Annotated in this window: 24 protein-coding genes; 2 read left to right on the top strand and 22 right to left on the bottom strand. The window is 65.6% G+C overall.

Annotated features, from left to right (window positions below; genetic code table 11):
* Positions 1-112 precede the first annotated feature (112 nt).
* Positions 113-475 carry a hypothetical protein gene (locus BUQ68_RS03040; protein ID WP_139315132.1) on the top strand — a complete coding sequence of 121 codons (363 nt, stop codon included), beginning with the start codon at positions 113-115 and terminating at the stop codon, positions 473-475.
* Positions 476-1,568: 1,093 nt separating this feature from the next.
* Here the strand turns inward: BUQ68_RS03040 and BUQ68_RS03030 are convergent.
* From BUQ68_RS03030 to BUQ68_RS02940, 19 genes are all read right to left on the bottom strand, one after another.
* The gene (locus BUQ68_RS03030; protein ID WP_083656207.1) at positions 1,569-3,746 is read right to left on the bottom strand and encodes a phage tail length tape measure family protein; all 2,178 of its coding nucleotides are present in this window, start codon (positions 3,744-3,746) and stop codon (positions 1,569-1,571) included.
* Between the two features lie 9 nt (positions 3,747-3,755).
* Positions 3,756-5,399, bottom strand: a complete 1,644-nt coding sequence (locus BUQ68_RS03025) for a terminase large subunit (protein WP_075214465.1) — start codon at positions 5,397-5,399, stop codon at positions 3,756-3,758.
* On the bottom strand, positions 5,396-5,794 hold the full coding sequence (locus tag BUQ68_RS03020) for a phage terminase small subunit P27 family (RefSeq protein WP_075214464.1): 399 nt from the start codon (positions 5,792-5,794) through the stop codon (positions 5,396-5,398). The genes BUQ68_RS03025 and BUQ68_RS03020 overlap by 4 nt, the downstream gene beginning before the upstream one ends.
* Positions 5,791-6,111 carry a phage head closure protein gene (locus BUQ68_RS03015; RefSeq protein ID WP_075214463.1) on the bottom strand — a complete coding sequence of 107 codons (321 nt, stop codon included), beginning with the start codon at positions 6,109-6,111 and terminating at the stop codon, positions 5,791-5,793. Before BUQ68_RS03015 ends, BUQ68_RS03020 begins: the two co-directional genes overlap by 4 nt.
* A complete protein-coding gene (locus BUQ68_RS03010) occupies positions 6,108-6,518 on the bottom strand; it encodes a DUF3168 domain-containing protein (RefSeq protein ID WP_175577721.1) in 411 nt (136 codons plus the stop codon). Before BUQ68_RS03010 ends, BUQ68_RS03015 begins: the two co-directional genes overlap by 4 nt.
* Positions 6,515-6,814: a hypothetical protein gene (locus tag BUQ68_RS03005; protein WP_075214462.1), complete on the bottom strand. Its 300-nt coding sequence runs from the start codon at positions 6,812-6,814 to the stop codon at positions 6,515-6,517. The genes BUQ68_RS03010 and BUQ68_RS03005 overlap by 4 nt, the downstream gene beginning before the upstream one ends.
* On the bottom strand, positions 6,811-7,224 hold the full coding sequence (locus tag BUQ68_RS03000) for an HK97-gp10 family putative phage morphogenesis protein (protein ID WP_075214461.1): 414 nt from the start codon (positions 7,222-7,224) through the stop codon (positions 6,811-6,813). Before BUQ68_RS03000 ends, BUQ68_RS03005 begins: the two co-directional genes overlap by 4 nt.
* Positions 7,224-7,523, bottom strand: coding sequence for a head-tail connector protein (locus BUQ68_RS02995; RefSeq protein WP_075214460.1), 300 nt, complete (start codon positions 7,521-7,523; stop codon positions 7,224-7,226). The genes BUQ68_RS03000 and BUQ68_RS02995 overlap by 1 nt, the downstream gene beginning before the upstream one ends.
* 180 nt (positions 7,524-7,703) lie before the next feature.
* Positions 7,704-8,297 carry a hypothetical protein gene (locus BUQ68_RS23180; protein WP_139315130.1) on the bottom strand — a complete coding sequence of 198 codons (594 nt, stop codon included), beginning with the start codon at positions 8,295-8,297 and terminating at the stop codon, positions 7,704-7,706.
* Complete coding sequence (locus tag BUQ68_RS02990) at positions 8,294-8,644, bottom strand: phage tail protein (RefSeq protein ID WP_075214459.1); 351 nt, start codon at positions 8,642-8,644, stop codon at positions 8,294-8,296. Before BUQ68_RS02990 ends, BUQ68_RS23180 begins: the two co-directional genes overlap by 4 nt.
* 349 nt (positions 8,645-8,993) lie before the next feature.
* Positions 8,994-9,284, bottom strand: coding sequence for a spike base protein, RCAP_Rcc01079 family (locus BUQ68_RS02980; RefSeq protein WP_075214457.1), 291 nt, complete (start codon positions 9,282-9,284; stop codon positions 8,994-8,996).
* Positions 9,285-9,297: 13 nt separating this feature from the next.
* Positions 9,298-9,852 carry a phage tail assembly chaperone gene (locus BUQ68_RS02975; RefSeq protein ID WP_175577720.1) on the bottom strand — a complete coding sequence of 185 codons (555 nt, stop codon included), beginning with the start codon at positions 9,850-9,852 and terminating at the stop codon, positions 9,298-9,300.
* A 68-nt stretch (positions 9,853-9,920) separates the two neighbouring features.
* Positions 9,921-10,364: a phage tail tube protein gene (locus BUQ68_RS02970; RefSeq protein WP_075214455.1), complete on the bottom strand. Its 444-nt coding sequence runs from the start codon at positions 10,362-10,364 to the stop codon at positions 9,921-9,923.
* Positions 10,365-10,424: 60 nt separating this feature from the next.
* Positions 10,425-11,540, bottom strand: a complete 1,116-nt coding sequence (locus tag BUQ68_RS02965) for a phage major capsid protein (RefSeq protein WP_075214454.1) — start codon at positions 11,538-11,540, stop codon at positions 10,425-10,427.
* Positions 11,541-11,545: 5 nt separating this feature from the next.
* The gene (locus BUQ68_RS02960; protein WP_095407262.1) at positions 11,546-12,052 is read right to left on the bottom strand and encodes an HK97 family phage prohead protease; all 507 of its coding nucleotides are present in this window, start codon (positions 12,050-12,052) and stop codon (positions 11,546-11,548) included.
* A 1-nt stretch (position 12,053) separates the two neighbouring features.
* Positions 12,054-12,458: a gene transfer agent family protein gene (locus BUQ68_RS02955; RefSeq protein WP_075214453.1), complete on the bottom strand. Its 405-nt coding sequence runs from the start codon at positions 12,456-12,458 to the stop codon at positions 12,054-12,056.
* Positions 12,451-13,707, bottom strand: a complete 1,257-nt coding sequence (locus tag BUQ68_RS02950; protein WP_175577719.1) for a phage portal protein — start codon at positions 13,705-13,707, stop codon at positions 12,451-12,453. The genes BUQ68_RS02955 and BUQ68_RS02950 overlap by 8 nt, the downstream gene beginning before the upstream one ends.
* 76 nt (positions 13,708-13,783) lie before the next feature.
* Positions 13,784-15,550, bottom strand: a complete 1,767-nt coding sequence (locus BUQ68_RS02945) for a site-specific integrase (RefSeq protein WP_075214452.1) — start codon at positions 15,548-15,550, stop codon at positions 13,784-13,786.
* 657 nt (positions 15,551-16,207) lie between these two features.
* Positions 16,208-19,432: a S41 family peptidase gene (locus tag BUQ68_RS02940; protein ID WP_075214451.1), complete on the bottom strand. Its 3,225-nt coding sequence runs from the start codon at positions 19,430-19,432 to the stop codon at positions 16,208-16,210.
* A gap of 355 nt (positions 19,433-19,787) precedes the next feature.
* Between BUQ68_RS02940 and BUQ68_RS02935 the strand changes: the two genes are divergently transcribed.
* On the top strand, positions 19,788-20,225 hold the full coding sequence (locus tag BUQ68_RS02935; RefSeq protein WP_075214450.1) for a YqaA family protein: 438 nt from the start codon (positions 19,788-19,790) through the stop codon (positions 20,223-20,225).
* 30 nt (positions 20,226-20,255) lie between these two features.
* Here the strand turns inward: BUQ68_RS02935 and BUQ68_RS02930 are convergent, their stop codons facing one another.
* The 3 genes from BUQ68_RS02930 to BUQ68_RS02920 are packed head-to-tail and all read right to left on the bottom strand — an operon-like array spanning position 20,256 to position 22,782.
* Positions 20,256-20,534, bottom strand: a complete 279-nt coding sequence (locus BUQ68_RS02930) for a hypothetical protein (RefSeq protein WP_075214449.1) — start codon at positions 20,532-20,534, stop codon at positions 20,256-20,258.
* Complete coding sequence (locus BUQ68_RS02925; protein WP_075214448.1) at positions 20,531-21,511, bottom strand: CobW family GTP-binding protein; 981 nt, start codon at positions 21,509-21,511, stop codon at positions 20,531-20,533. Before BUQ68_RS02925 ends, BUQ68_RS02930 begins: the two co-directional genes overlap by 4 nt.
* Complete coding sequence (locus BUQ68_RS02920) at positions 21,508-22,782, bottom strand: CobW family GTP-binding protein (protein WP_210215578.1); 1,275 nt, start codon at positions 22,780-22,782, stop codon at positions 21,508-21,510. The genes BUQ68_RS02925 and BUQ68_RS02920 overlap by 4 nt, the downstream gene beginning before the upstream one ends.
* Positions 22,783-22,948 lie beyond the last annotated feature (166 nt).

Genomic DNA, 22,948 nt, shown 5'->3' with positions numbered 1-22,948 from the left:
CCTGGGTGCATGAGACGACGGAGGAAAGGCCGAGGGTGCGCCGGGCACGGGCGGCATCCTTGAGGGAGTAGATCGCCCATCCATCCAGGCACCATTCGGCCGCAAGGTGCACTTGGTGCTCGGCGCCGGCCTTGTGTGCCCACTTGCCGCCTGCCTGGGCGAGGGCGGCGGCGACGTTGTCGTGGAGGTCGTCGGGCCGGAGACCAACGGCGCCGTGCACGTGAAGCCTGCCTGCCTTGGTAAGCTCCAGGGCGAACCAGAAGGGACGCGGGGCGCCGAGGACACGCTTCAGATAGAGGCCGAGGCGTTCTTGCAGCTTGCCACGCTCAACGTCTGGGGCGGCACGGAGGCGGGCTTCAATGCCCGGGTTGATGTTGATGGTGAAGGCGTGGGGCTTGGTGTCGGCGGTGTCCAGGGCACGGTTGAAGGCAAGCACCTTGAGGTCATCGGTCTGGTGACGCCAAGAGGCAGGTAAGCGGGAAGGCTTTTCGGTCGGGCCTGTCGGCCCGCCCGTGGTGTTGGTCTTCTCGTTGGTGGGTGTGGGGTGGGTGCTTGGGGTGCTTGTGGTGCTTGTGGTGCTTGTGGTGCTTGGGAGGGTGGTAGAGGGGGCGGTGTGATGAGAGGAAACTTCGTGCACTGAACGCGCCGAGGCGACGAACTTCGACGCCTTCTTGCCGGCGTTGAAATCCGGGAGAATCCTGCGGTCTTCGCGGCTGCGGATCTGTGAGCGACGACGGCGCCGACGTGCCTTTGTCGGGAAATTGTCCAGCGGCTTGGAGGGCTCCACGGGCGCCGGAACGGGCTCTTCGGACGCGGCCTGCTCTTCATCCCAAGTGGGGTAATGGGTGCCGGGCGGACCCATGTAGAGGTCATCCAGGAGACGCTTCAGTTCCTCGTCGGAGAGGTCGTCCGGCTCGATCGGGGTTTCAGCCGGGACGTGAACGGCCTCGCTCGTCATGTCGAGGTCGGCGAGCATGGCGTCGATGTCGTCGACGGGTGCCTCGGCCTTCAGCTCCACCACTAGGGCGTCAAGCTCGGCGTCGATAGCGTCGGCAACCATCGGGCGATCGGCGGCGATCGACCGGGAAAGATCGGCGAGCGATGCGGTGATGTTTTTAGCTGTTTCCGCTTGCGTTTGCGGCGCGGAATCATTAGTATAATCGTTGCTAACCAAGTAAGACTACCCCGCCCCGCAGCGTCAACTGCGGGGCTTTTTTATTGTGTTTCGACGGCGTCCTCTGTGTGTGTCGGAATTAGACACACGCACACACGCGGTTTGACCGTAGAGGGCCAAAGCGCGTCCTTCAGGGATCTGTGTGTGCGGTGCACCTCGTTGGGTGCGTGCCGGTGTCTTGCGGCGTCATAATGCTCGCATGGCCTGGGGCCGATTGCAAGATGTGTATGTAGAAATCACCCTGTGGAAACACATTAGCCAGCGTCACAAGCTGGGGGTGAAAAAAAGGCCGACACCCCTTTTGCATCGGTGCCGGCCTTGTTGCTCATCGAAGGGATTTGCCAGCCCATCGACAGAAATAGCATATGCTATATATACGGATGGCGCAAGCGGTTTATCGCCGGGAGAGAAGTCCGCCGGGGCGGCTTTCGTGAAGCATGGTGTCGATCACCAACGCGCGCATCTGGTGCTGCACCTGTGCGCCGATCTGCTGGGCGAGCGAGGCGTCGGCCTCCGGACCACGGGAGCCGCCTTCGACCTTCACGTTCACGACGGGGGCGAAGTTCGTGGTGCCGGTGGCGCGGTTGCCAGACAGGCCGGCGCGGCCGACTACGTTGCCGGAACCGAAGGCCGGTGTGCCGACGTAGCCGCCGGAGGCGTAACCCTTGGCGCGCTTGTGAAGGGACTCCAGGTTACCAACGCCTAGGCGGTTGGTCGCCTCTTTGGAGAAGACATACTCCCCGCCGTGCACGACACCCTTGGGTTCGTGCTTGCCACCGGAGCCGGTGAAGCCGCCCTCGGCGAAGAGCGGGATACCGGCGCCGAACGGAGACATGGGGAGACCGAAGCCGCCGAAGAGACCGGCGAAGAGGCCGTCGAACAGCGTGTTGGTTGCCATGTCCAAGAGCTTATCGGCGATCTTGTTCAAGGCGTTGGTCAGGATCTCGCCTGCCGAGGCGCCGTTGCGCATGTCCTGGATCATTCCACTGAAGACGCTCTTGGCGAGGGCGCCCATTTCTTCCTGGGCGGCGCTCGCCTGCTCGGTGGCTGCCTTCTCGGCCTCCAGGGCTTCGACCTTCCGCTGGATCGCTTCCCGCTCGGCTTCAGTGGCGCCCTTGCCGGCTGCACGGAGTTCGTTGGCGACGCGGCGCTCGGTGTTGGTCATGCCGAGGGTCTGCCGTTCGTGCTCCAGGGCCTCAAGCACGCGCTCCACGGCGGCGCGCTCGCGATCGGCGGACGCGGCCGAGGCACCACGGCCACCGCCACCGCCACCACGGGCGGGTTCCGGGTCCAGGCCGGGGATGCGGTCGGATCGGAGGTCGCGGGTCGGGTTCACGGTCGGCTTGGGCGTGGTGCGCTCAAGCTCACGGTCACGGAGACGCTTGACGGCGGCGTCATACTGCTGCCGGGCGGCGAGCATGTCTTCGGTGCCGCCCGCGTTGGCGACGGCGGTCCGATACTCCTGGAGGGCCTTGGCCTCGGCGCCGAGGTCGGGCAATCCCATCCGCGACAGGTTGGCGAGTGCCTGGGTGAGCGCGGCGACCTGTCCGACGACGTCGGACGCTGCGTTGCCTACCTGATAGATGCCTCCGGCGGCGCCGGACATGGCACCAGGAACGTTCGATGCGGCGCCGCGCATCAGGTCCAGGGCGTCGGACACGGCGCGGACCTTGGCGTCGGCCTCGGTAGCCGGCTGGATCATGTCCATAAGGGTCTTGAGGATAGCCTTCTGACTCTCCGTCGTCGCCGGATCGACATAGAGCCGCGCGATCGCGTCGGCGTAGCGCCGCACGTTCGGTTCACCGGCTGCGATCGACGCCTTGAACGCTTCGGACGCGTCCCGGAAGCGGTTGAAGATATTCAGGTTCTCCTGCATCGCGCCGAGGTCGATTTGCGAGAACGACTTCTGGAAAACGAAGTCGGAGACGTCGGACGCGGTGTCGGCGACCATGCCCTTGAACGCCTCAAGCTGGATCGTGGCCTGGGCAATCATGGTCGTGACGGACGCGGCGCTGTAATCCTGGAGGCCGGCGGCGGCTTCCCCGTAGCGCTGCTTGATCTGCCCAATGAGTTCGCCGTGCTCCTGGAGAAGCGCATTCAAGGCGGCGGTGTCTGTGGTCGAAGAAGAGAAGTAGGAGGTTGCAGCCGTGGCAAGTCCGCCGATGGCGAAGATCGCCAGCGTTGCCGGGTTGATCATGCCAAGAAGCGCGGTGCCAAGTCCTTTCACGGCACCAGCAGCGCCCTGATTGCCGAGTGCCTGGGTGATCTGGCCTCCCTGCTGCATAAGGACTTGCTGGATGCTAGAACCGGAGCCAAGCGACGTGAAGATGTCGTTCAACTGAAACTGAAGGTTCTTGATTTCATCGGGCCGGAGAGCTTGACGCATGTGGTCCTGGGTGCGCTTGGCGGCGTCGCCCATGGTCTGCTCCAGGCGCTTGCCCATGCGGGCGGCGCGGTCTTCCACGGCACCGAAATTGGAGTTCGCGGCCTTGTTCGCCCGCTGAAGCTGCTTTTCAAAGTTGTTGACGCGTGCCTCAAGCAAGACAACAAGCTGTTCCTGTTCCGTAGCCATGATTTCCCCTTAGAATACGATGAAGCCGTTCGGCCGTGCTTTCTTGTCCAGATAGATCATGCGTCCGTCGTCGCCGGTATGGGCGAGTTGAACGGCCATTGCCGTTGCGACGGCGCCGTCAATACAGAGGTCGCGGCGCGTTCCTTTGCTGAAGCGCACCTTGTGCCCCATGGTGTTCGTTTCGACTTCGACGTTCGCGAAGTTCCACCGGAGGATTTCATGTCCGCCGTGCTGTAGCTGCTTGGCGTTGACGACGCGGTCCAGGGTGGCAATCGCCGGCATCATGGTCGACGGGCGTTGATGGAATTCGCGGACCGGCAAGCCTTCGTCCTGAAGCTCGCCGAGAATGCCGTGCGACAAGTAGGGGTCGAAGCCGATGTCACGCACGTCGAAGCGCTTGGCGATGTCGCGGATCGTCTGCTTGACGGTGGCGAGGTCAATGGTGGTGCCGGGCGTGGTGATGATGGCGCCTTGCTCACGCCACCGCCGATAGGGTGCGCCGGAAAGGTTCTCTCGATCGGCGACGTTGTCGTCAGGGCAGAAGAACCACGGATGCACGTAGAAGCCGCCGTCGTCACGCGGCCATGCGGCAACAATCGAAGTCAGGTCGCGGGAAGACGACAGGTCGACACCAATCCAGCACGGGCGCCCTTCCATGTCGGCGAGGTCGAACGGGTCGGCGCCTTCGTCGTAGACGGACATTTCCACGAAGGGCGACGAACTGCGATCCAACCAGATGCAGAGATGGTCATTCTTGAACTTGTCGCGGAGCGCGGGCCGGTGCTGGGCTTCACGGGCCTCTTGCCGAAGTGAAGCAAGATTCGGATAGCCAAGCTTTAGGCCGGGGTTGGCGCGGAACCACACCTTCTCGTCAAGCCAATCGGCGTCGGGTGCCGTCTCGAAAAGGATTGGCAAGGTGCCGGGGTCGTCGATCTCGCCACGGGCGACACGGCGGGCGTAGTCGAACACTTCGTGGGCGAGGGTGTCTTGTCCGCGACCGGCTTGGGAAATGACCAGAGAAAGGGTGTTCGCGGTCTTGCCGAGGCCGGTCCGAAGGATGTCGTAGAGGTCACGCTTGTTCCAGGCGTGGATCTCATCGAAGAGCACGAAGTTCGGCGTCTTGCCGTTCTGGGCGTTGGCGTCGGACGACACGGCCTTGAGGACGGAGCGGGATTTCGGGTGCAGAATTTCGTGCGTCGATCCGCGAATGCGGGTTGCGGCCTGGAGCGGCGGACAGGCGTGCACCAGTCCGAGCGCTTCGTCATAGGCAATGCGGGCCTGGGCGCGGTCGTAGGCGGCGAGGATGACTTGTCCACCAGGGACGCGGGCGTGAGAGACGGCGTGGTAGAGGGCGAGGCCGGCGCCGAGGGTGGTCTTGCGGGCGCCACGCGGCACGCACATGACGACGTTCCGAACTTCGCGCTCGCCGGCACGGTGGATCAGAACGCCATCGGCGTCGATCACGTCGGCGGTGTGCACGGGGCCGTAGATGCGTCGCACGATCCGCTCTTGCCACAAGTGCAGTTCGAACGGTCGCCCGGTTTTGGGGTGGATCAGGGACTTGAGAAACTGCACGGCGCGCTCGCCGTGGCCGAGGGGGTCCGGGATCGGCGAGTTATCGAAGAGCCAATGCGGATACGGATCTGTCGTCATAGGCCGAGGGCGTCGCTTAGACCGTCGTCGGCGGCTTCGCGCATCGGGGCGCGCGACCTGGAGACGGGCGTCAAGCCGAGTTCGTTGGCGAGAAGCCGGGCTTGGTTCATGGCGTCTTTGCGGATCGTCACGGCTGGGTGCTTCTTGCCGCCGATGGTCAGTCCCTCGGCCGCAATGATCCTGGAGGCCTCGGCCACTTCTCCAGCGGCGAGGCAGTAATTCTGAAAGCACACGAGGTCGGCGACGGTGAGCACCTTACGCTCGTTGACCAGGATCGGCGCCACGCGCTTCCACTCGGCCTTAGCGTCCTTCGACAGCCAGGCCGGCGGCTTCGGCACGGTGGTGAACGTGCTGGCGCCACCGTCAACGATCTGGTGCGGACGCTCGCCCCTCATGGGCCGGTCCTCTCGGCGACGATCTCCAGAAGCTCGCGGCGGCCGAGTTCGCGGACTGCCGTAACGTTGTATTCGTTACCGTCGAAGGTCAGGCTCCAGCCGGGGGCGAGGCCGGCGACGAACCGGGTCCGGATGGTGATGGTGCGTTCGGTAGAAGCGCCGTGCTCGCGCTGTGCCTCGGCGGCTTCCTTGCTGACCAGCTCGCACCAAAGGGTGCGCACGTCCTCAAGGGCGCCGGCAACGGTGGCGCCGGAATCAGTCAGGGCGACGGTGGGGCGGCCGATGGTGACGGATCGGTCCAGGCGGGCGGCTTTCATGGGCGCTTCTCAAGCAAGGCTTCGACCGTCACGAGGCCGTGAGAGTAATCGCCAGATGCACCATGTGATGCACGAACGGATGCAGGGGGAAGGTCCACAAGCTGAAAGTCATCGATCTCGATTCCTTGGGTAAGCGCCTCCTGGATGGCCTGAAGGATGGCGTAGAGCTGTTCGCGGCCTTCTTCCCTGCACCAAACGTGCAGGGCGAGGACGACGCGGAAATGGTTGCGGTTAAGCGTAAGGTCTTCGGCGATGGTGTCGGCGAGGCCGAATACGATGGCCGGGAAGACTTCAGGGCGGGCGCCCTTGTCCATGATGGCGCTCGCCGGCACCAGGGCGGACACGGCCGGGCTGTTCACCAGGGCGGCGCGCACGGCTTTCTGGAGGGCGAACGCGGCGATGGTCACGCGGCGGCCTCCAGGTATTCAGCCGGAATGGTCGTATCAGCGATGCGGGTGATCAGGGGCGAGCGGTCGCCGTAGTGCGCCACGCGGTAACCCTGCATGAGAAGATCGCCGGTCCGGCGGCGAAGCGCGACTGCGTAGAGCGACACCAGCGGGGCGCCTTCGTCATCGGTCGTCACCGGGATGAGCTTGCCGTGCTCTTCGCCCGGCTTGAGGGTGTAGGCCTCTTCGGCGAAAGCGTCGTATGCCGCCATGATCTCGGCGACACGGGCCTCTACGTGGGTGGTGTCTTCGGTCACTTGTTGAATTCCTCTTTGATGGCTTTGCGCATTGCGCGGGTGATGCGGCGCGCGGCGCGGATGCGGTAAAGGCGATAGGTCGGGAAGAAGTAGGCGTTGGGGTCCATGCGCTCGGTGCCGAATTCCTGAAGGTGCGCATAGCGAACGGCGGTGTTGCCGGCGGTGACCGCGACGGCGCCTTCCGGCACAAGCTGCGCTCCACCCATGGCGTTGGGCGGCGTGGTGGAGCCGGGCGGCGTGACGGTGATCGACTCAATCAGGTCGCCTTCGTCCTCCGGCGCGACACGGCGCATCGCCGAGGCGATCTCATCGGCGCTCTTCAGAAGGGCCGGCTCCAGGGCTTCGCGGACGCGCTGCGGGATGCGGTCCAACTTGGCACTGAGGCGGGCGAGGTCGCGACCACGTGCCATTAGAAGCTCCAGTTCCGAAGGTTCGTGATCAACAGGATTGCTTCGTCGGGAACGGTGCCGGCTTCGCGGTTCTCGGCGAGGTGCGCGGCGGTCATGAGAAGGGCGAGCTTCAAGTGCGCGGGTGCCTCGGGCGAGGTGTCGCCGGGCTCGGCGTCCGTCTGCCGGTAGGTGGCGAGCTTCGTGACCAAATAGGGGTCCAGAAGGTCGTGCGCGGCCTCCAGGAAGAGCGCGTGCGACGGATCGGGGTCCGCGCCTGCCCAACGCATGTGTCCTTCAAGGTCTGCCTTGGTCACGATCAATGTGGTATTCCCTTACCGTTGAAAAACTCAAACTGAGAAAAACTTGTGCGACGGGTCCCCGCCGGTCCGGACACCCCTAGGTAGAATTGTCGACTACCCCCGGGGTTTGTTCTCATATGCATCTATTCTACATGTCAAAAATAGCAGTGTCATGCGGTTTTTGACAATGTTTGTTGGTGTTCAGCGAGGTTCGTATCCAAGGGCTTGGCCGACGGTCCAACCAGCTCTGATCCGATTTCGAAGCGTGTGGTTACGAATTCCGGTGACCTGTGACCACTCTGTGTAGGTGCGCGATGCGCCGTTGTAAGTGATTTCCTGGCGTTCTTTGTTTAACTGCTCAGTAAGAGCACGCTCAATCGGCCATTTGGCTTTAAGTCTTGAGCGAATGATTTTGATTGGCAGGCCGGTAATCTGGGACCATTCTCTGAGGGTATGATACTTGCCGTCGTGTTCTATCTTCTCGTTCCGTATCTGACTTTTTGCCGGCGCTTCGTTCATTTGCTGAATGGCGTGCTTCTGGACTTGCCGCCAGTCTAGGTCCGCAAGATCACAGACAGTTCTGAAATCTTTGCCGGCGTGTAGGAACCAGCTTTGCGCTTCTCTGATTTGAAGTATTTCTTGTCCGCCGCTGCTGGGTGTCAGTGTAGAAGTAGCATCCAACAGCGCTTGAGCGATGACGGCACACCATAGGTTCTTGGCGCGCTCGGCTTCAGCCGGGTTGATATCGTTGGTTGGATAGTTGATGAAGCTGTCGGGAAGGGCGTGGGCTGTCATGATTGCAGGCTGAAATCTTGTTCGAGCTTGGCGGTGACGGACCAATAGCCGCCGGAGATGGGCGTGGTGCTCCAGTCGTCGCAGGTCCACTTGCGTTCGGTGTCGCCGAAATAGCTCCATAGGAACGGCGTCGTGCCGCCGTGCTCGTGTAGGAAGCCGATGATCTGGTTGGCTTCGTCGCGGGTGAGGACGGACCAGACGAGTTCCACGGTCTGCCGGATGTGGTTGAGGCCGTCGCGGGTGCGCTGGGTGTAGCCGTCGCCGAATTCGGACTTGAGCACCTTGACCTTGGGCTTGACGGTGCCGCCGACAGACGGGGCGACGGGCGGGTTGAAGGTCTGGAGCATTAGCCTCGGCCTCCCTTTTCGATCGACTGGAGCGGACCGTCGTGGCAGGCGCGGCAAGCCGGGCGCCATAGGGAGCGATCCCAGAAAAGGGCCTTGTCCCCACGGTGCGGAACGGAATGATGGACAACGGTCGCCGGGTCGTTGCAGCGGAAGCATTTCGGATGCTTGGCAAGAAAGCCGGCGCGCGCTGTTTCCCATTTCGACGTGTAGCCGCGTTCGCGGGCGCTCGGCCTGGAGGCTTCGGCGCGGGCGCGGCGGTCCTTGTCGCGTTCGATCTCGCAGCGGCACCGAACGTCGGACGGGACGCGCTTGCCGCACGAACAGATTCTAGGCGGGCGCGTCGGCACGTTCATTCCTCCACGGCGTAGACGTGCCCGACCATGAAAGGATCGGTGCCGGTTTCGAAGACGCGACGGACAATGATCGGCAGAATTCGATGCGAATTCCGGTAGGTCACTGACATGGTAATCGGCTCGTCGTCCGGGTTGTCGACGGGCAGGAACGTGATGACGCTGCCTTCGGTGCAGAGAAGGCGGGCCGGGCCGTGCGGAAAGTCTTCAGTGTCCGAGAAGGTCACCGGGCGAATACGACGGGCCGGAAAGGTCGGCGAGGGCAGGCGGTTGGCGTAGCGGTCGGCCATGGGTGGTTCTCTTTCAGACGGTCGCGGGCCGGTGCATGGCCGGTCCGGTGGGGGTGCGGGCGGGCTTCTCGCGAACGGCGCCGGCCTTGAACCGGGCCAACTTGTCGGCGACCGTAAGCTTGGGTTGGGGTGCCGTGGGGTCTTCGCCGCCGTGGATCGCGCGAAGCATCTCGGCCTTGCCGAGGAAGGCTTCCTCAAGCTCTGCGGGCGTGGCGCTCCAGGTGGTTTCCGGGGTCCATCCAAGCCAGCCGGTGCCGATCTGGTAGAGGCGCCGGAAGTGGTTTTCGTATGAGACGGCCTCGGCCTTGGTGTGCTTCTCGGCCGGGGTGGTGTCCTTGGCGGCGGGATCGATTCCAGCCATGGCAAGCACGACTTCCAAGACAGGCGCCGTGCAGAGTTCGATGGCGCGCTTGGGCAGCGAAAGGCAGACGTCCGGGATGGTCGTGGGCTTCGTGACCGTGGTGCGGATGACGTCGGCGATGATGGTCACGTTACCGGCGAGGACGCCGGCGACGATGGCGCGGAAGTCGCCACCGTGGCGCCGACAGAGGATGGTGGCGGCACGCAAGGTCGGCCGGAGGCGCACCGTCTCGGTGCCCCACTTGATGACAAACTCGTCTGCCGCCAACCGTGCCATCAGGCCGGCTCCACCACGACAAGGCGGGAGTTGACCGCGATCGTGATCTTCCGCTGCACGACGGAATTCGCCTCGCCATAGACGTTCTTCACGGTGGCAACGATGCCCCGGAAATAGGTCGTCTCGCCGGAGGGCTCGGTGAGCTTGAAGGCGTAGTTCCCACGGGTCGTCTGCGCCTGGGTGACGGCAAGCTGACCTTCGTCGTCGGCGGTCTTGGCGACGGTGATTTCGTGGGTGCCGCCGTCGAAGGTGCCGGAGAGCTTCTTCTTGCGGGCGTCGCCGATGGTTTCGTATTCGACGATCTCGACTTCGTCGCCGAGTTCGCCGAGGTCCATGATTTCGCCGACTTCGGTATAGGTCAGCGCGGCATAGGTGGTCGCGTCATCGGCGGTGCTGTTCACCGGGCCGATGTAGAACTTGGAATTTGCAGTCGTGTTAGCCACTGAATTCGCTCCATAGAGTGAGACCCTGCTTTGTGCAGGGCCTCATCTGGTTGGGTTTGATTAGGAAGCGGCGAGCTTCAGCTTGGTGAGGGCTTCGCCGAGGATGACGCGGCCACCGACACGGCGGCGGGCGCCGATCTTCACGACACCAGTGTTGAAGCCGGTGAGGGCGTCGGTGACCATCTGGAGGTCGATACGATCGGCGATGAGGTAGCCGGACGCGAAGTCGCCGAAGACGATCGGGGTGGCGTTGGCGGCGACGGCGGGCATGTCCACGGCCTCATAGACCGGGCGGCCGAGAAGGGTCGGCGGCTGACCAGAGGCAAGCGCCGGCTGCCAGAGGTAGGCGCCGTCCGTGTCCTTCAGCTTGCGCACGGCGGCCATGGTGCCCCGGCTCATGAGCCAAGCGCCACGGGCCGCATAGGGCGACTTGATCGAATAGAAGGTGTCGATCAGGTCGTCGGCGGTGATCGTGACGTCGGCGGCGTTGAACACGCCAATCTCGGCCGAGGTGAGCACGCCTTCGGCCTGGGTGGTGCCGTTGCCGAGAACGAAGTTCCGGGACTCGCGCTGGCCGAACTTGGTGCCGAGGTGGTTGGCGACGAACGACAGGATGTCGATGGCGGCGTCTTCCACGAGGTGCTGGGAAACCGGCACGATGACGGCGTTCTCGAACGGCTTGACGTCGATCGACTCGAAGCTCGGCTCGGCCTCCGGCTTGGTGCCGCCCTCGGCGACTTCGCCGACCGGCACTTCATCCACAAGGCGCGGGATCTCCAGGAGGGCGCCGCTCATCTGCACCGTCTGGGCGAGACCACGGATCGGCGAGAATTCGGCCACCTTCTGGAGCACCGTGGCGCGGTAGGCGTCCGGGGCGAGGATGCCGCCGGAGCCGGCGGAGACCATGAGGGCCTTGAGGTCGTGCTCGACGCGGCCGGTCCGGAGGTAGGAGGCGAACGCCTTCAGCTCCAGGTCGTCGCCGGCCTTGGTGTCCGTGACGATCGCCGGGCGGTTGAGCTTGGCCTCAAGCTTATCCATACGGGCCTGGGCGGCGGCAAGCTTGTCCGTGACGGACGCCTGAAGATCGCCGAGGGCCTTGGTGATGATGTCCGAGTCATCCTCGGCCGACTTGAGTGCGATGGCGCCGAAGTGGTCCGGCTTGTAAGCGAACGACATAGTATTCAGGTTCCCTTGATTTGCGCCGCAGCGCGTTGAATAGCCTCAGCGATCTTGATCGTAGCTGCGGCGTCCTTGGCGGCCGTGATGCGGGCGCCTGGATGACATGGGACCGTCACAAGCGAAATCTCGACAAGTTCTAGGTCCGTGATGGTTCGGCCACCGCCACGACGGGGGGCGGCCTTCTTGGTAGAGAAGCCGATCGACAGGCCACCAACAGCGCCAGCACGCACCAGGGCGCGGACTTCGCGGGCGCGGGCGACGTCGTCAATCAGGAGACGGCCCTTCACCTGGAGGCCGGCGCCGGTCTCGGTGATCTCGGTCCATGTGCCGACAGGGTCGTTGGGGTCGTGGCCGAAGAGGATCGGAAGCGGGGCGCGGGCGCCCTTGAAGGCGCCGGGCGTGATGACGTCGCCGACACGGTCGGGCGTGCCGAACGGCCATGCGATGCCGGCAACCAGGCCTTCGTCGTCAACGGTGATGGAGGTCTTCAGCTCCAGGAAGTTGGTCACGTCAGTTGCCTTCGGCAATCGAGTTGGAAAGGGCGTCGTCGGTCTTGGCGTCGGCCTCGGCCTGGGCGATGTCGGCCTCGGTTGCTGCGGCTCCGAACCACTTGCTGTTGAGCACTGCGAGGGCGACCGGGAAGCTTTCCACGACGGGCCGGCGGGCGGCGTAGGTGTCCACAATCCGGGCGGCGACCTGGGGCGGTGTGCCACCGCCGATGAGGCCGAGGCGAAGCACGGTCAGAAGGTCGGCGAACGTGAAGGAGACGTTCGGCCGGGCGTGGAAGCGGTAGACCAGGGCGCCGATACCGCCGCACTGGGCTTCAAGCTCCGGCATGACGTCGGCCGAGAGGTTGAAGCGGCGGGTGCCGTCGCCGAAGAACAGCGTCACGGCGGTGCTGTCGTCGTCATTCATCGTTGGTGGTCTCTTCGGTGGGCGCCGGCTCGTCTGCCTCGGCCTTGGGCGCGGCGGTGGCGACGTGCGGCGAAACGAGGGTGTCGCCCTCGGCGTGCGGGGGAAGGTTGAGGGTGCGGCGGATCTCGTTGCCGGTCATGACGCCAGCGGCGCGGTAGGTCGAAGCGATCTCGGCGCGCTGCGTCTGCGTCGCTTCCACCAGCACGGCGGTGTCGAATTCGATGTTCGTGGTGGGGCGCTCGGCGTCCGTGAGAAGGACGCGCTCAAGGGCGCCTTCCCAAGCGCGGAGCCATGGGGCGAGGGTCTGGGCGACGAACTGCCGGTGCAGCTCTTCGGTGTTGTGGTGCGTGCCGCGCTGAAGCTGGAAAAGCATCGTCGGCGGAATGCCGAAGGCGCGGGCGATCTCAGTGACCGCGAATTCGCGCTGAAGCATGTATTCGGCATCAACAGACTTGAAGGCGAGCGGCTGAAAGGTGGTGCCGTGCTCTAGAAGAACGGTTCCGCCGCTGTTGCCGTTGCCGTGAGTGGCACGCCACGAGGCGCCCATGCGTTCCACTGTCTCCGGGTCCAGCTTTTTCGGCACGGTCAAGACGCCAGACGGGCGTCCGCCATTGGCGAACAGTCGGGCGGCGTGCGCTTCCAAGGCGAGGGCGAGGCCGATGGCTTCGCGGGCGAGCTGCACGGGGCTGACACCCTGCACGCCATCATAGGCCGGCGTGGGGGCGGCGACGTGGATGATGTCGGACCAGGCATAGACACGCTGGGCGCGGTTGTCGCCGACACGGTAGCGCGGTTCGCCGCTGTAGAGGTCCAGCTCAAGCGACACGGTGCCAGGGGCGAGGCGGTGCAGCTCCACGGCGCGACCGTTGACTCGGTTCACCAGGGCGTAGGCGTTGCCATGAAGAAGGGCGTCGACCGTGAGGACTTCGAAGAAGCGCGGCGCCGGGGTCCAGGGGTTCGCCTGGGAATGCAGGAGGTCGAAGACGGGGTGCGTGGCGTCCTCAGTCTTCACGCCATTGGTGCCGCCAACGAAGACGCGGGCCGGAAGCGAGGCGACGGTCGAGGAAATGAGACGCACGGCCTGGAGCACGGCGGGAACGCGCATCGCGTTCTGCGGACCAACGGACACGCCAGACGCAACCGCCGGAAAGGCGAACTGTTCGAAGCCGAACGACGCCGGCGCGGCCTTTTCCTCAACCGGAGGCGCGGCGCGGCCGAGAATTCGGTTTTTGAAGTCCTTGAGGTCCAACGCCTGCATCCTATTGACGAAACTGCCAATAGGATATCAGGCAACGCATGCATGCTCAATACTTACATTGTAAGAATCATCTATAAAGATGAGCTAGGTCTAGGCCGGGATAGGCGACCTTCTCCACAATCTCGATGCGCTGCGTCAGCATGCCTTGAGGCAGGGTGCCATAGATGCCGGTGGTCGTTGCCTTGGTGTGGCCGACGATGAAACCGAAGGCCTCATCCAGGAGGCCGGCGCGGCGGATGGCGTCAATGAAGCCGTGGCGGAAGCTGTAGAGCGACAAGCGGCCTGGGTCCTCCAGGTCTATTCCCTTCAGCACTTGCCGGGTGAAGGCGCGGGAGAAGTCGGCGGCGATCTGGCCGCGCTTGTTGCGCTCGGCGCGGGGGAACAACCGCTTCTCGCCCTTGTCCGCTTGCCGGTTCCGGAAGCCGATGAAGCCAAGCCGCACCAGTTCGGAGTGAACCGGCACCACGCGCATGCTGCCTGCGGTCTTCACGCTGCGGTCGTCGTCTTCGTCGGCCGTGGTGGTTATGTGCATGATCCAGTGGTCATGCTCTTGCCGAACGTCTGTGACGAGAAGCTGGGCGATCTCGGCGGGGCGGGCGCCGCTGAAGAGCATGACGAGCGGAAGCCAATATTCGTGTTCATCGATAACGAGGTTGCCGGGCACGTGCAGCCGGTCTTCCGACATGCAGCCGGTGAAGAGGGGCGCGCGGAATAGCTTGTTGAGTTCGTCCGTCGTGAACGGGCGGCGCTTGGATCTCTTGTCGACCTTGAGAAGTAGGTCGTCGCACGGGTTGGCGGGGATGTAGTCGTTCACCCGCAACCAGTCGCAGAAGGCCGACAGGCCGGAGAGGTAGCGGTTGACGGTGCGCGGGGTGATGGCGGGCTTTCCCTCCGTCTTGTTGGCTTCGATGATCTCACGGAGGCCGAGGCCTCGAAACGCCTTGGTCTCGCTGGCCTTCACCGGGTAGTCGAGTAGGAGGGCTTTCCAGTCGCGGACTGCCTTCTTGTCGATTGCCGTCGCGGCGAACTTCGGTCCAACGAAGTCGGCGAACATCTGCACGGCGGCGCGGGCCTGGGCGAGGGTGTCGGGCTTGACGTTGTTCGGGTTCTCACGGGCGTAGCGTTCGAACATCGCCATTACGGTTTCGTCGGGCGAGGCCGCGATGTGTGGCCGCGACGGCGGCTTGACGACGGGGTCCTTGGGCTTGCCGTGGAACACGTTCTTGTCGCGTTCGAAGGTGCGGGCGAGGGCTTCCCGCTCGGCCCGCATCAGGTGGTGCGAGAGCTTCTTGTGTGCCGGGTCCGATCGGTGGATCTCGACGCGCTGCTCGGCGAGCACGGCGTCGACCACGTCGCGGACGGGGCGTGTCTCGTTGGTGGTCAAGGCCGTGTTCAGGGTCCGGAGACGGGCGAGGCGCCGGTCGCGGTCTTCGGTGGCGGCGTCACGAAGCGACCGGAGGATGCGGAAGGCCTCCAGGTCGTCGTCGTCATAGTCCTTGGTCAGCTCGGCCCATACGTCATCCAGGTCTTCGTCGGTCGGCAGTTCGGTCCGGAAGCGTTCGTCGGTCTCCAGGATGGCGAGATACCGGGTCCACACGGCGTGCTCGATATCGTCGTCGGTCAAGGTGGTCCGGGGCCGGGCAGCATCCCATTCGGCCTCCAGGCGGTCGTGGATGGCGCGGGCCTTGCGCTTGGCCTCACGGGGGTCCGACGTGCCGGTCGACACCCAAACCTCGCGCTTGCCGATGATCGGCTGAAGCTCCTTCGGCACCTCTCGGCGCACGTAGTAGTTCTTCGATCCGGATCGCCGGGTGAGGTTGGTCGCGAGTGCCATGTGTGCCCCGTCTGTTCCTGCAAGCCGTAACAGTCAGCCGTAACAGTTGTGGCTTGTAAGGGGCTGAAAGGCAATAGGTTTTAGCGTTGTCAGTGACTTAGGACGCCTAGGATTAGAATCCAGGTCCCCCAGCCAATCTTCTTTCTGCCAATTAGTTCAGCGCCTTGAGCCCAGATGCGTGCACCGGCACGCAACCCTAGCGGTCCACCGTGATCGTGCAACCGGCCACAGTTCGTTAAGCCTCCGTATGACCCGCCTTCGTGGGCTACGCCGGCCGTGTCCTGCGCGTGATCGGTGCGCACAGCCAAGCTGAGGCCGGCGTCGCCGTTCCGGTGTTGGGCTGCGACTATATGGAGGATCATCAGGTCGGTGACCCCGAATGCGAAAGCTGAACGGCGGATCATCGCCGATTCGCGCGCACCTTCGGTGGCCAACCAAGACTGCGCCCAGATGGTCGCCCAGACCTTCGGCGTTGGCACGCACAGCGCCCCTTTAACCGACGCGCGGTCGGCGGCCAGGCGCGAGTGGCTGATCGAGGCTGCCGCCGGTCACCAGTCCATGGTCCGCCAGAAGCGGGACACCGGTGCGGTGATCGACCTTCCGGGCGGTTCCAGGGTCTCACACTCGGCGTGGGCAGACGCGCCCAACGTGCTGCTCTCACTTGCGATCGAGCGTCTCCAAGAGCGCCTTCACCGCGGCCTCCAACTGGGGGTCGTGGTCCGGGGCGAGGGCATTCGGGTCGGTCGGCACGAGGATGTCCGGGACGATCTCGCTGTTCTCGAAGAACCGGCCCTCCTTGGTGCGGAAGCCGAGCTGGGCGACGGCGAACTCCAGGCGCGGTTCCAGCTGCGGGATGCCGTAGACCGCCGTCCCGGTTCCCGGAACGCGGTCGCCCGCGATGGGACCGAGCCCCTCGATCTTGTAGTAGGCCGGGAAGATCGATCCGTCGGAGTAGCTGAACGCGTTCTGCACCATCGCGGTTGGCCTTGCCCATCGGTCGTAGGGCGAGAGGCCGAGATCCGCGCCGTTGCGGGTGAACAGCCCGGAGTGCCGCCGCCCGGTCACGAAGGTGACGAGCTGGTCGTGCAGGAAGCCGCCGGTGTTGAAGCGGACGTCGATCACGGCGGCCTCCGCCTTGTCATAGCGGCCCAGCAGTTCGCCGAAGACCTTGCGCATCTCCAAGTCGTTCATGGCGGCGACGTGGACGTAGCCGAGCCGGCCGCCGGAGAGCGTCTCCACGATCGCGCGCCGCTGCTTCACCCAGCGGAGATAGGCAAGATGCGCCTCCGCGTCGGCGTCGATGGGCGTGACCGTCTGTTCGGCCATCGAGTTCAAGCCCGATCCCGGCGCGGCCACGCCGAGCAGCACGGTCTTGCCGATCTTGCCGTTGAGGAGCGGCCCGATCTCGGCGTCCGGCCCGATGGTCACGCCGTCCACCGCCATGATAACGGCGCCCGGCACCAGCAGGCTGCCCGGCGCGTCGGCCGGCCCGCCGTCGAGCACGCCGGCGACCTTGAAGCCCGGTCCGGCGTGGTCCCGGTCGTAGTAGAGACCGAGCATCCCGATCCGGTCCCAGCGTGGCTCGTCCGGCTTGAAGCTGGAGAACATGTGCGAGGCGTTGAGCTCGCCCTGCATCTCGGCCACCAGTTCGGCCAAGTCTTCCCAATGGGAGATGTGGGGCAGATGCTTGGCGTAGAGGCCGCGCATCTTCGGCCAGTCCACGCCGTGCATGGCCTTGTCGTAGAACTTGGATTGCACGAGCCGCCACTGGTGGTCGAACAGGTAGGCCATCTCTTCGCGAAGGTCGCGCGGGGCCGTGGTGTCGAAGGGGATGGCGCTGGCGGCGCCGGTGGCGAGATCGTAGGCGTCGACCTTGCCGGCCCCGGTCACGTAGAGCGTCCTGCCGTCCCGATCGACCGCGAAGGCCTCCGTGCCGGTGGCGGCGGCCTGGAAAAGTGGCTTGGCGGCTCCGGTGCGGATGTCGAAGGCGTAGCCGAAGAGGTCCGCGCCAGTCAGCGTCGACACGACGGTCAGCGTCTCCCCGTCGGCGCCGAGATCGGTGAAGAGAACGGTCTGCGACAGGCCCGTGAGGCGCAGGGTGCGGTCCGGCGCGCCCGCAAAGTCCGGTGCTCCCGGGACGATCGGCTTGCGGTCGGCGAAGGCCTTGGCGGCCTCGCGCGAGAGGAAGGTGCCGACCACGTCGCCGGTCGCGGTCTGGTCGTCCAGCTGACGCGTGGTGAACCGGTCCGACGTCCAGTAGACCATCGCGCCGTCGCGGCTGAAGAGCGGCCGTTTGTCGGCAAAGCCGTTCCGCGAGATGTCGTGCCGAAGGCCCGTTGCGACCTCGATCACCTCGACCTCCGAGTTGCCGATCTCCAGGCCGGTGAACGTCGTCAGATAGTGGCCGTCCGGCGACCAGGCATGGCTGAGGTCGCCCTCGCTGTAGGAATAGGACGCGCTGTCGGGGAGGGCCTCGCTGGTCTGCCCGCTCTCGATGTCGAGGACGTGCAGCGCGTTCCGGCCGTCGCGGTAGGCCACCTTGTCGCCCTTCGGCGAATAGAGCGGCTGAAGGAGATCGGTCTCGGTGTCAAGGAGAACGGTCTCCTCGATCTCCGCCGCCTCGACGAAGCCGGCGTCCGATGCGCGCACGATGCGGCTTTCGAACAGGTCCCAGTCGATCTGGCGATCGGAGGCGTAGAGAAGCTTGCGGCCGTCCGGCGAGAACCCCACCGAGCGCTCCGCCTGAGGCGTGTCGGTGATCCGGCGGGTCTTGCCGGTCGCGGCTTGGACGACGAAGACGTCGCCGCGGGCGATTAGGGCGAGTTCGGACCCGTCGGGCGACACGGCCACCTCGGTGACCTGATCGTTCGCGTCCACCGGCTCGCGGCCCGTCGCCAGCGTGCCCTGGGCGATCCTGACGGCCACCTTCGCGGGCTTGCCGCCGGGCGCCAAGGTCCAGATCTCGCCGTCGTAGCCGTAGGCGAGGGTGCCGTCGCGGCTGATCGAAAGACCGCGCACGGGCAGCGTGTCGTGGAAGGTCAGCTGCTCCGGCGCCGCCGCGCCGTCGACCGGGATCCGCCACACGTTGGTGCTGACGGGCTGGGCGTCGACGTCGACCTCGCCGTTCGCCGGCATCTCGGCGGTGTAGTAGACGAACCGTCCGTCCGCGGAGAAGACTGGGCTCTTCTCGTTGGAGCGGTGGTGGGTGAGCTGGCGGTGGCGGCCGGTCGTTCGGTCGAAGATCCAGATGTCCGACGTCCCGTCCGAGATCTGGCGCTTTCGGACCGTGACCTCCAGCGAGCCGACGGAGGCATAGGCGAGGAGCTTGCCGTCGTTCGACAGCGAAGCCTGGCGGGTCGGAACCGGCATGAACGGACGCTCCCGCCCGCCCTTCGCCGGCACCGACATCACCTTGCCCGGAAAGAAGCGGCTGATCCCGTCCATGAAGTTCGCGTTCATCGGGGCGGTCCCCGACGCGAAAACGATGACGTCCGAACCGTCCGGGGTGAAGGCGAGCGGAAGGTCCAGCAATCCGCCGTAGGTCAGCCGCCGGATCTCCCCACCGTCCAGCGGGACCGTGTAGACGTCGCCCGCGTTGAACACGTCGGCGGAGAAGGCGATGGACTTGCCGTCCGGCGCCCAGACGGGATCGGTGGAGCGGAATTGCGGATCGGTGAGCGGCTTCGCCTCGCCGCCGGCGGCATCGACCGTGTGGATCCGGCCCCGATAGGTGAAGGCGAGGGTGCTGCCGTCCGGCGAGATCGCCGGCGTGCGCATCCAGAGCGGCTGGGCGGGATCAAGACCCTCCGCCAAGGCCGCCCCGACCTGGAGGCCGCCGGTCAAGGCCAACGCGGACGCGAGTGCGATCGTGAGGAAACGCATGGACGGTGTCCCGCTTTGAATGATGGCGACGCGCGGCGAAGGCCCATGCCGAAGCGTAACCACAGGCTGGACATTTAATAAATCAGTTTGGTGCACCTGACATGACTGACATCGTTCTTTTGCTACGGTCGCCGCAGCGGAGGCTTCAGGCCGAGACACCCGCTTTCTTTCGCTCAAGGGGAGCCGGCCCTTCGGGTCAACCAACCCCCTGCTTGCCGGGAACTGGATCTGACATGGCCTCAAGGCTGCGTATGAAAATTCGCTTGAGACATAGATCACCCGGCGTGACGGTCCCGGGACCGGTGATGCGGCGATGCGGGGACGGGCTTTACCGGCCACCTTTCGACGGTGCGCCGTGACGGAGGTCGCCTCGCTCGCCGGTCTGTTCGCGGCCGCGCTCCTGGCGGCCACCATCGTGCCGGCTCAGTCGGAGGCGCTCCTGGTGGCGCTGATCGTTGCCGGGGATGTCGCGCCCTGGCTGCTGGTGGCGGTGGCGAGCGTCGGCAACGTGATGGGATCGGTAATCAACTGGGTCCTCGGACGCGGCCTGGAGCGCTTCAAGGATCGTCGCTGGTTCCCGGTGTCGCCGGGCGCGTTGGCGCGGGCGGAGGGCTGGTACCGGCGCTGGGGACGCTGGAGCCTTCTTCTTGCCTGGATGCCAGTCATCGGCGACCCGCTCACCGTGGTGGCCGGGACTTTGCGCGAGCCGCTGCGGACCTTCGTGCCGCTGGTGGCGGCGGGCAAGGTGGCCCGCTACGCCGTTCTGGCGCTCGGGACCTCGGCGGCCGCGTGACGGGGGGCGATCACGGCGGGCAGATAGCTGTCAGGAGCCCTCAGGCGTCGCGCGGGCCTCGGCCAGGGCATCCCGCGTCACCGCCGCAAGGGGGCCGGGAATCCGGATGTGCCGCGTCGGCGCGCCGGGCGGCATGATCAGGATCACGGTCTCCAGCCCCGGGCAGACCGGATCGCGGCAGACGATCTCGGACACGGTGACGCCGACGGCCTCGGGAAGACCGAGGACGTCGCGCACCAGAGCCTTCACCCGCGCGACGTCGCCGAGGACGCCGCGCGGCTTCGGCGCGAAGGGATTGGCGAAGCTCAATGAACCGCCGGCTCCTTCACCACCGCCTTGGCGAAGCCGTCGGCGAGAACGTCCTTCGGCAGGTCGCGGCCGATGAAGACGAGGCGGGAGACGCGCGGCTCGCCGTCCTTCCAGGGGCGCTGGTGATCGCCTTCGAGGAGCATGTGGACGCCCTGGATGACGAAACGGTCCGGATCGTTCTGGAAGGCGATGATGCCCTTCATGCGCAGGATGTCGGTGCCGAGCTTGGCCGCCACCTCTTGCATCCACGGCAGGAAGACGTCCGGATCGAGCGGGGCGTCCGACGTCAGCGACAGGCTGGTGACGTGGTCGTCGTGCGCGTGGGCGTGCTCCTCGGTGAGGAACTCCGGCTCCACCTCCAGGATGCGGTCCAGGCTGAAAGCGCCGCGGCCGAGCACCGCGTCGAGCGGCACGTCGCAGCGGGTCGTCTCGCGGATGGTGGCGGTGGGGTTGATGGCGCGGATGCGGGCCCGGACGGCGGCGAGGTCGTCCGCGGACACGAGGTCGGTCTTGTTGAGGATCAGCGTGTCGGCGAAGGCGATCTGCTCCTGCGCCTCGTGGGCCTCGTCGAGTTCCTGCAGGAGATGGCGGGCGTCGACCACGGTCACGATGGCGTCGAGACGGGTGTTCCGGCGCACGTCCTCGTCGACGAAGAAGGTCTGGGCCACCGGCGCCGGGTCGGCGAGGCCGGTGGTCTCGATCAGGATGCCGTCGAAGGCGCCCTTGCGCTTCATCAGGCCCTCAATGATGCGGATGAGGTCGCCGCGCACGGTGCAGCAGATGCACCCGTTGTTCATCTCGAAGATCTCCTCGTCGGCGTCCACGACGAGGTCGTTGTCGATGCCGACCTCGCCGAACTCGTCGACGATCACGGCGTAGCGCTTGCCGTGGGTCTCCGTGAGGATGCGGTTGAGGAGCGTGGTCTTGCCGGCGCCGAGGTAGCCGGTGAGGACGGTGACGGGAATGCTGTCGGTCATTTCTGGATCTCCAGGGATGCGGGCGTGCCTGACGGATCGGCGGAAGCGGTTGAAAAGGATGGGATGGCGACGGCCAGACCCGCCGCCGCCGCGAGACCGGCGAGGGCAAGGCCGAGGCGGCCGCCCGGGACCGCGTGGGGCCGGGGCGCTCTTTCGGCGAGGGTGGCGAACACGCGCGTCAAGCCGTCCGGATCAATGCCCCGTCCGATGACCACGAGGCGGCTGGTCCGATCCACGGAGGGCCATCGATCGAGGCGGACTGGCGGATGGATCACATGGCGAACTATGTGGACGACGATCGGCCGCTCCGGGTTGTCAACGAGTGCCACGAGGCCCTTGACCCTCAGAACCTCGGCGCCGGCGATGCTCTGGAGCAGCGTCAGGAAGACGTCGAGCGTCGTGCGCGAAAGGACGCCGGGATGGCGAAGCACCACGGCCGCGATGTCGTCGGCGTGGCGGCCGGGGATGCCCGGGCCGTCCGGATCTGGCCGCGCCGCCTGCGCGCCCGGTCCGGAATCGGGGCGCGTCAGCCGGTCGATGGCAAGCCAGCCTTCCGCGTCGCCGCCGAGCCGATCCGGCGCATAGTGACGGTCGAACAGCGCGGCGAGGTCCGCCGCGTCAAACGACGTCGCCAGGGTGGCGGACGGGTTCATCTCGCCGATCCTCGCCAACAGGGCGTCGCGGTCGCGGCGGCTCGCAGGATCCCGGAGGAGATCGGTCTTGGTGACCAGCACCGTGTCGGCGAAGGCGATCTGCTTGACCGCTTCCAGGTGCCGGTCGAGCGCCAGGTCGCCGGTCACGCCGTCCACCAGGGTGAGCACGGCGGAAAGCCGGAAGCGGCGGGCGACCGTGTGGTCGCGCAGTCCATGGGCGGGGAGGGCGCCCGGCGTCAGGGCGTTGATGACGGCGGCGGGGTCGGCAAGGCCCGTGGTCTCCACGATCACCCGCGCGAACGGTCGCGACAGCCTCGCCCGTGCCGTCTCGTGGAGGTCGAACAGGGTGGCGCGGATGTCGGAGGACGCGGTGCAGCAGATGCATCCCGTCGTGGAGACCAGAAGGTCACCGCGCGCGGTGCGCACCAGATCGCCGTCCACATCCACATCGCCGAACTCGTTGACGATCACCGCGGTGTCGGCAAAGGCCGGATCGGCGAGGACGCGGTTGACGAGGGTCGTCTTGCCGGCCCCGAGGAAGCCGGTGACGACGAGCACCGGGATGCGTTCGGGCGCCTCCCCGGCATGCCGCACCAGCCCAGACTGCAGCCCCGTCACGCTCCGCTCCATCGCCGGACCGACCCTCGGTTTCGAATCGGCACCCGACGGCGCTGGTTCGTGGGTCGTTGTTCGGCAGCAACGTAACGTTATAACATTGCAGGATCAAGTGAGCTGGCGTGGGCCTGCGTATGGGGTCGATGGGCCGTGTCCGCGGGTTCCCCGA

The sequence above is a fragment of the Mongoliimonas terrestris genome (genome assembly GCF_001927285.1).
Classification (GTDB): domain Bacteria; phylum Pseudomonadota; class Alphaproteobacteria; order Rhizobiales; family Pleomorphomonadaceae; genus Chthonobacter; species Chthonobacter terrestris.
This window is presented reverse-complemented; position numbering and strand designations above follow the sequence as displayed.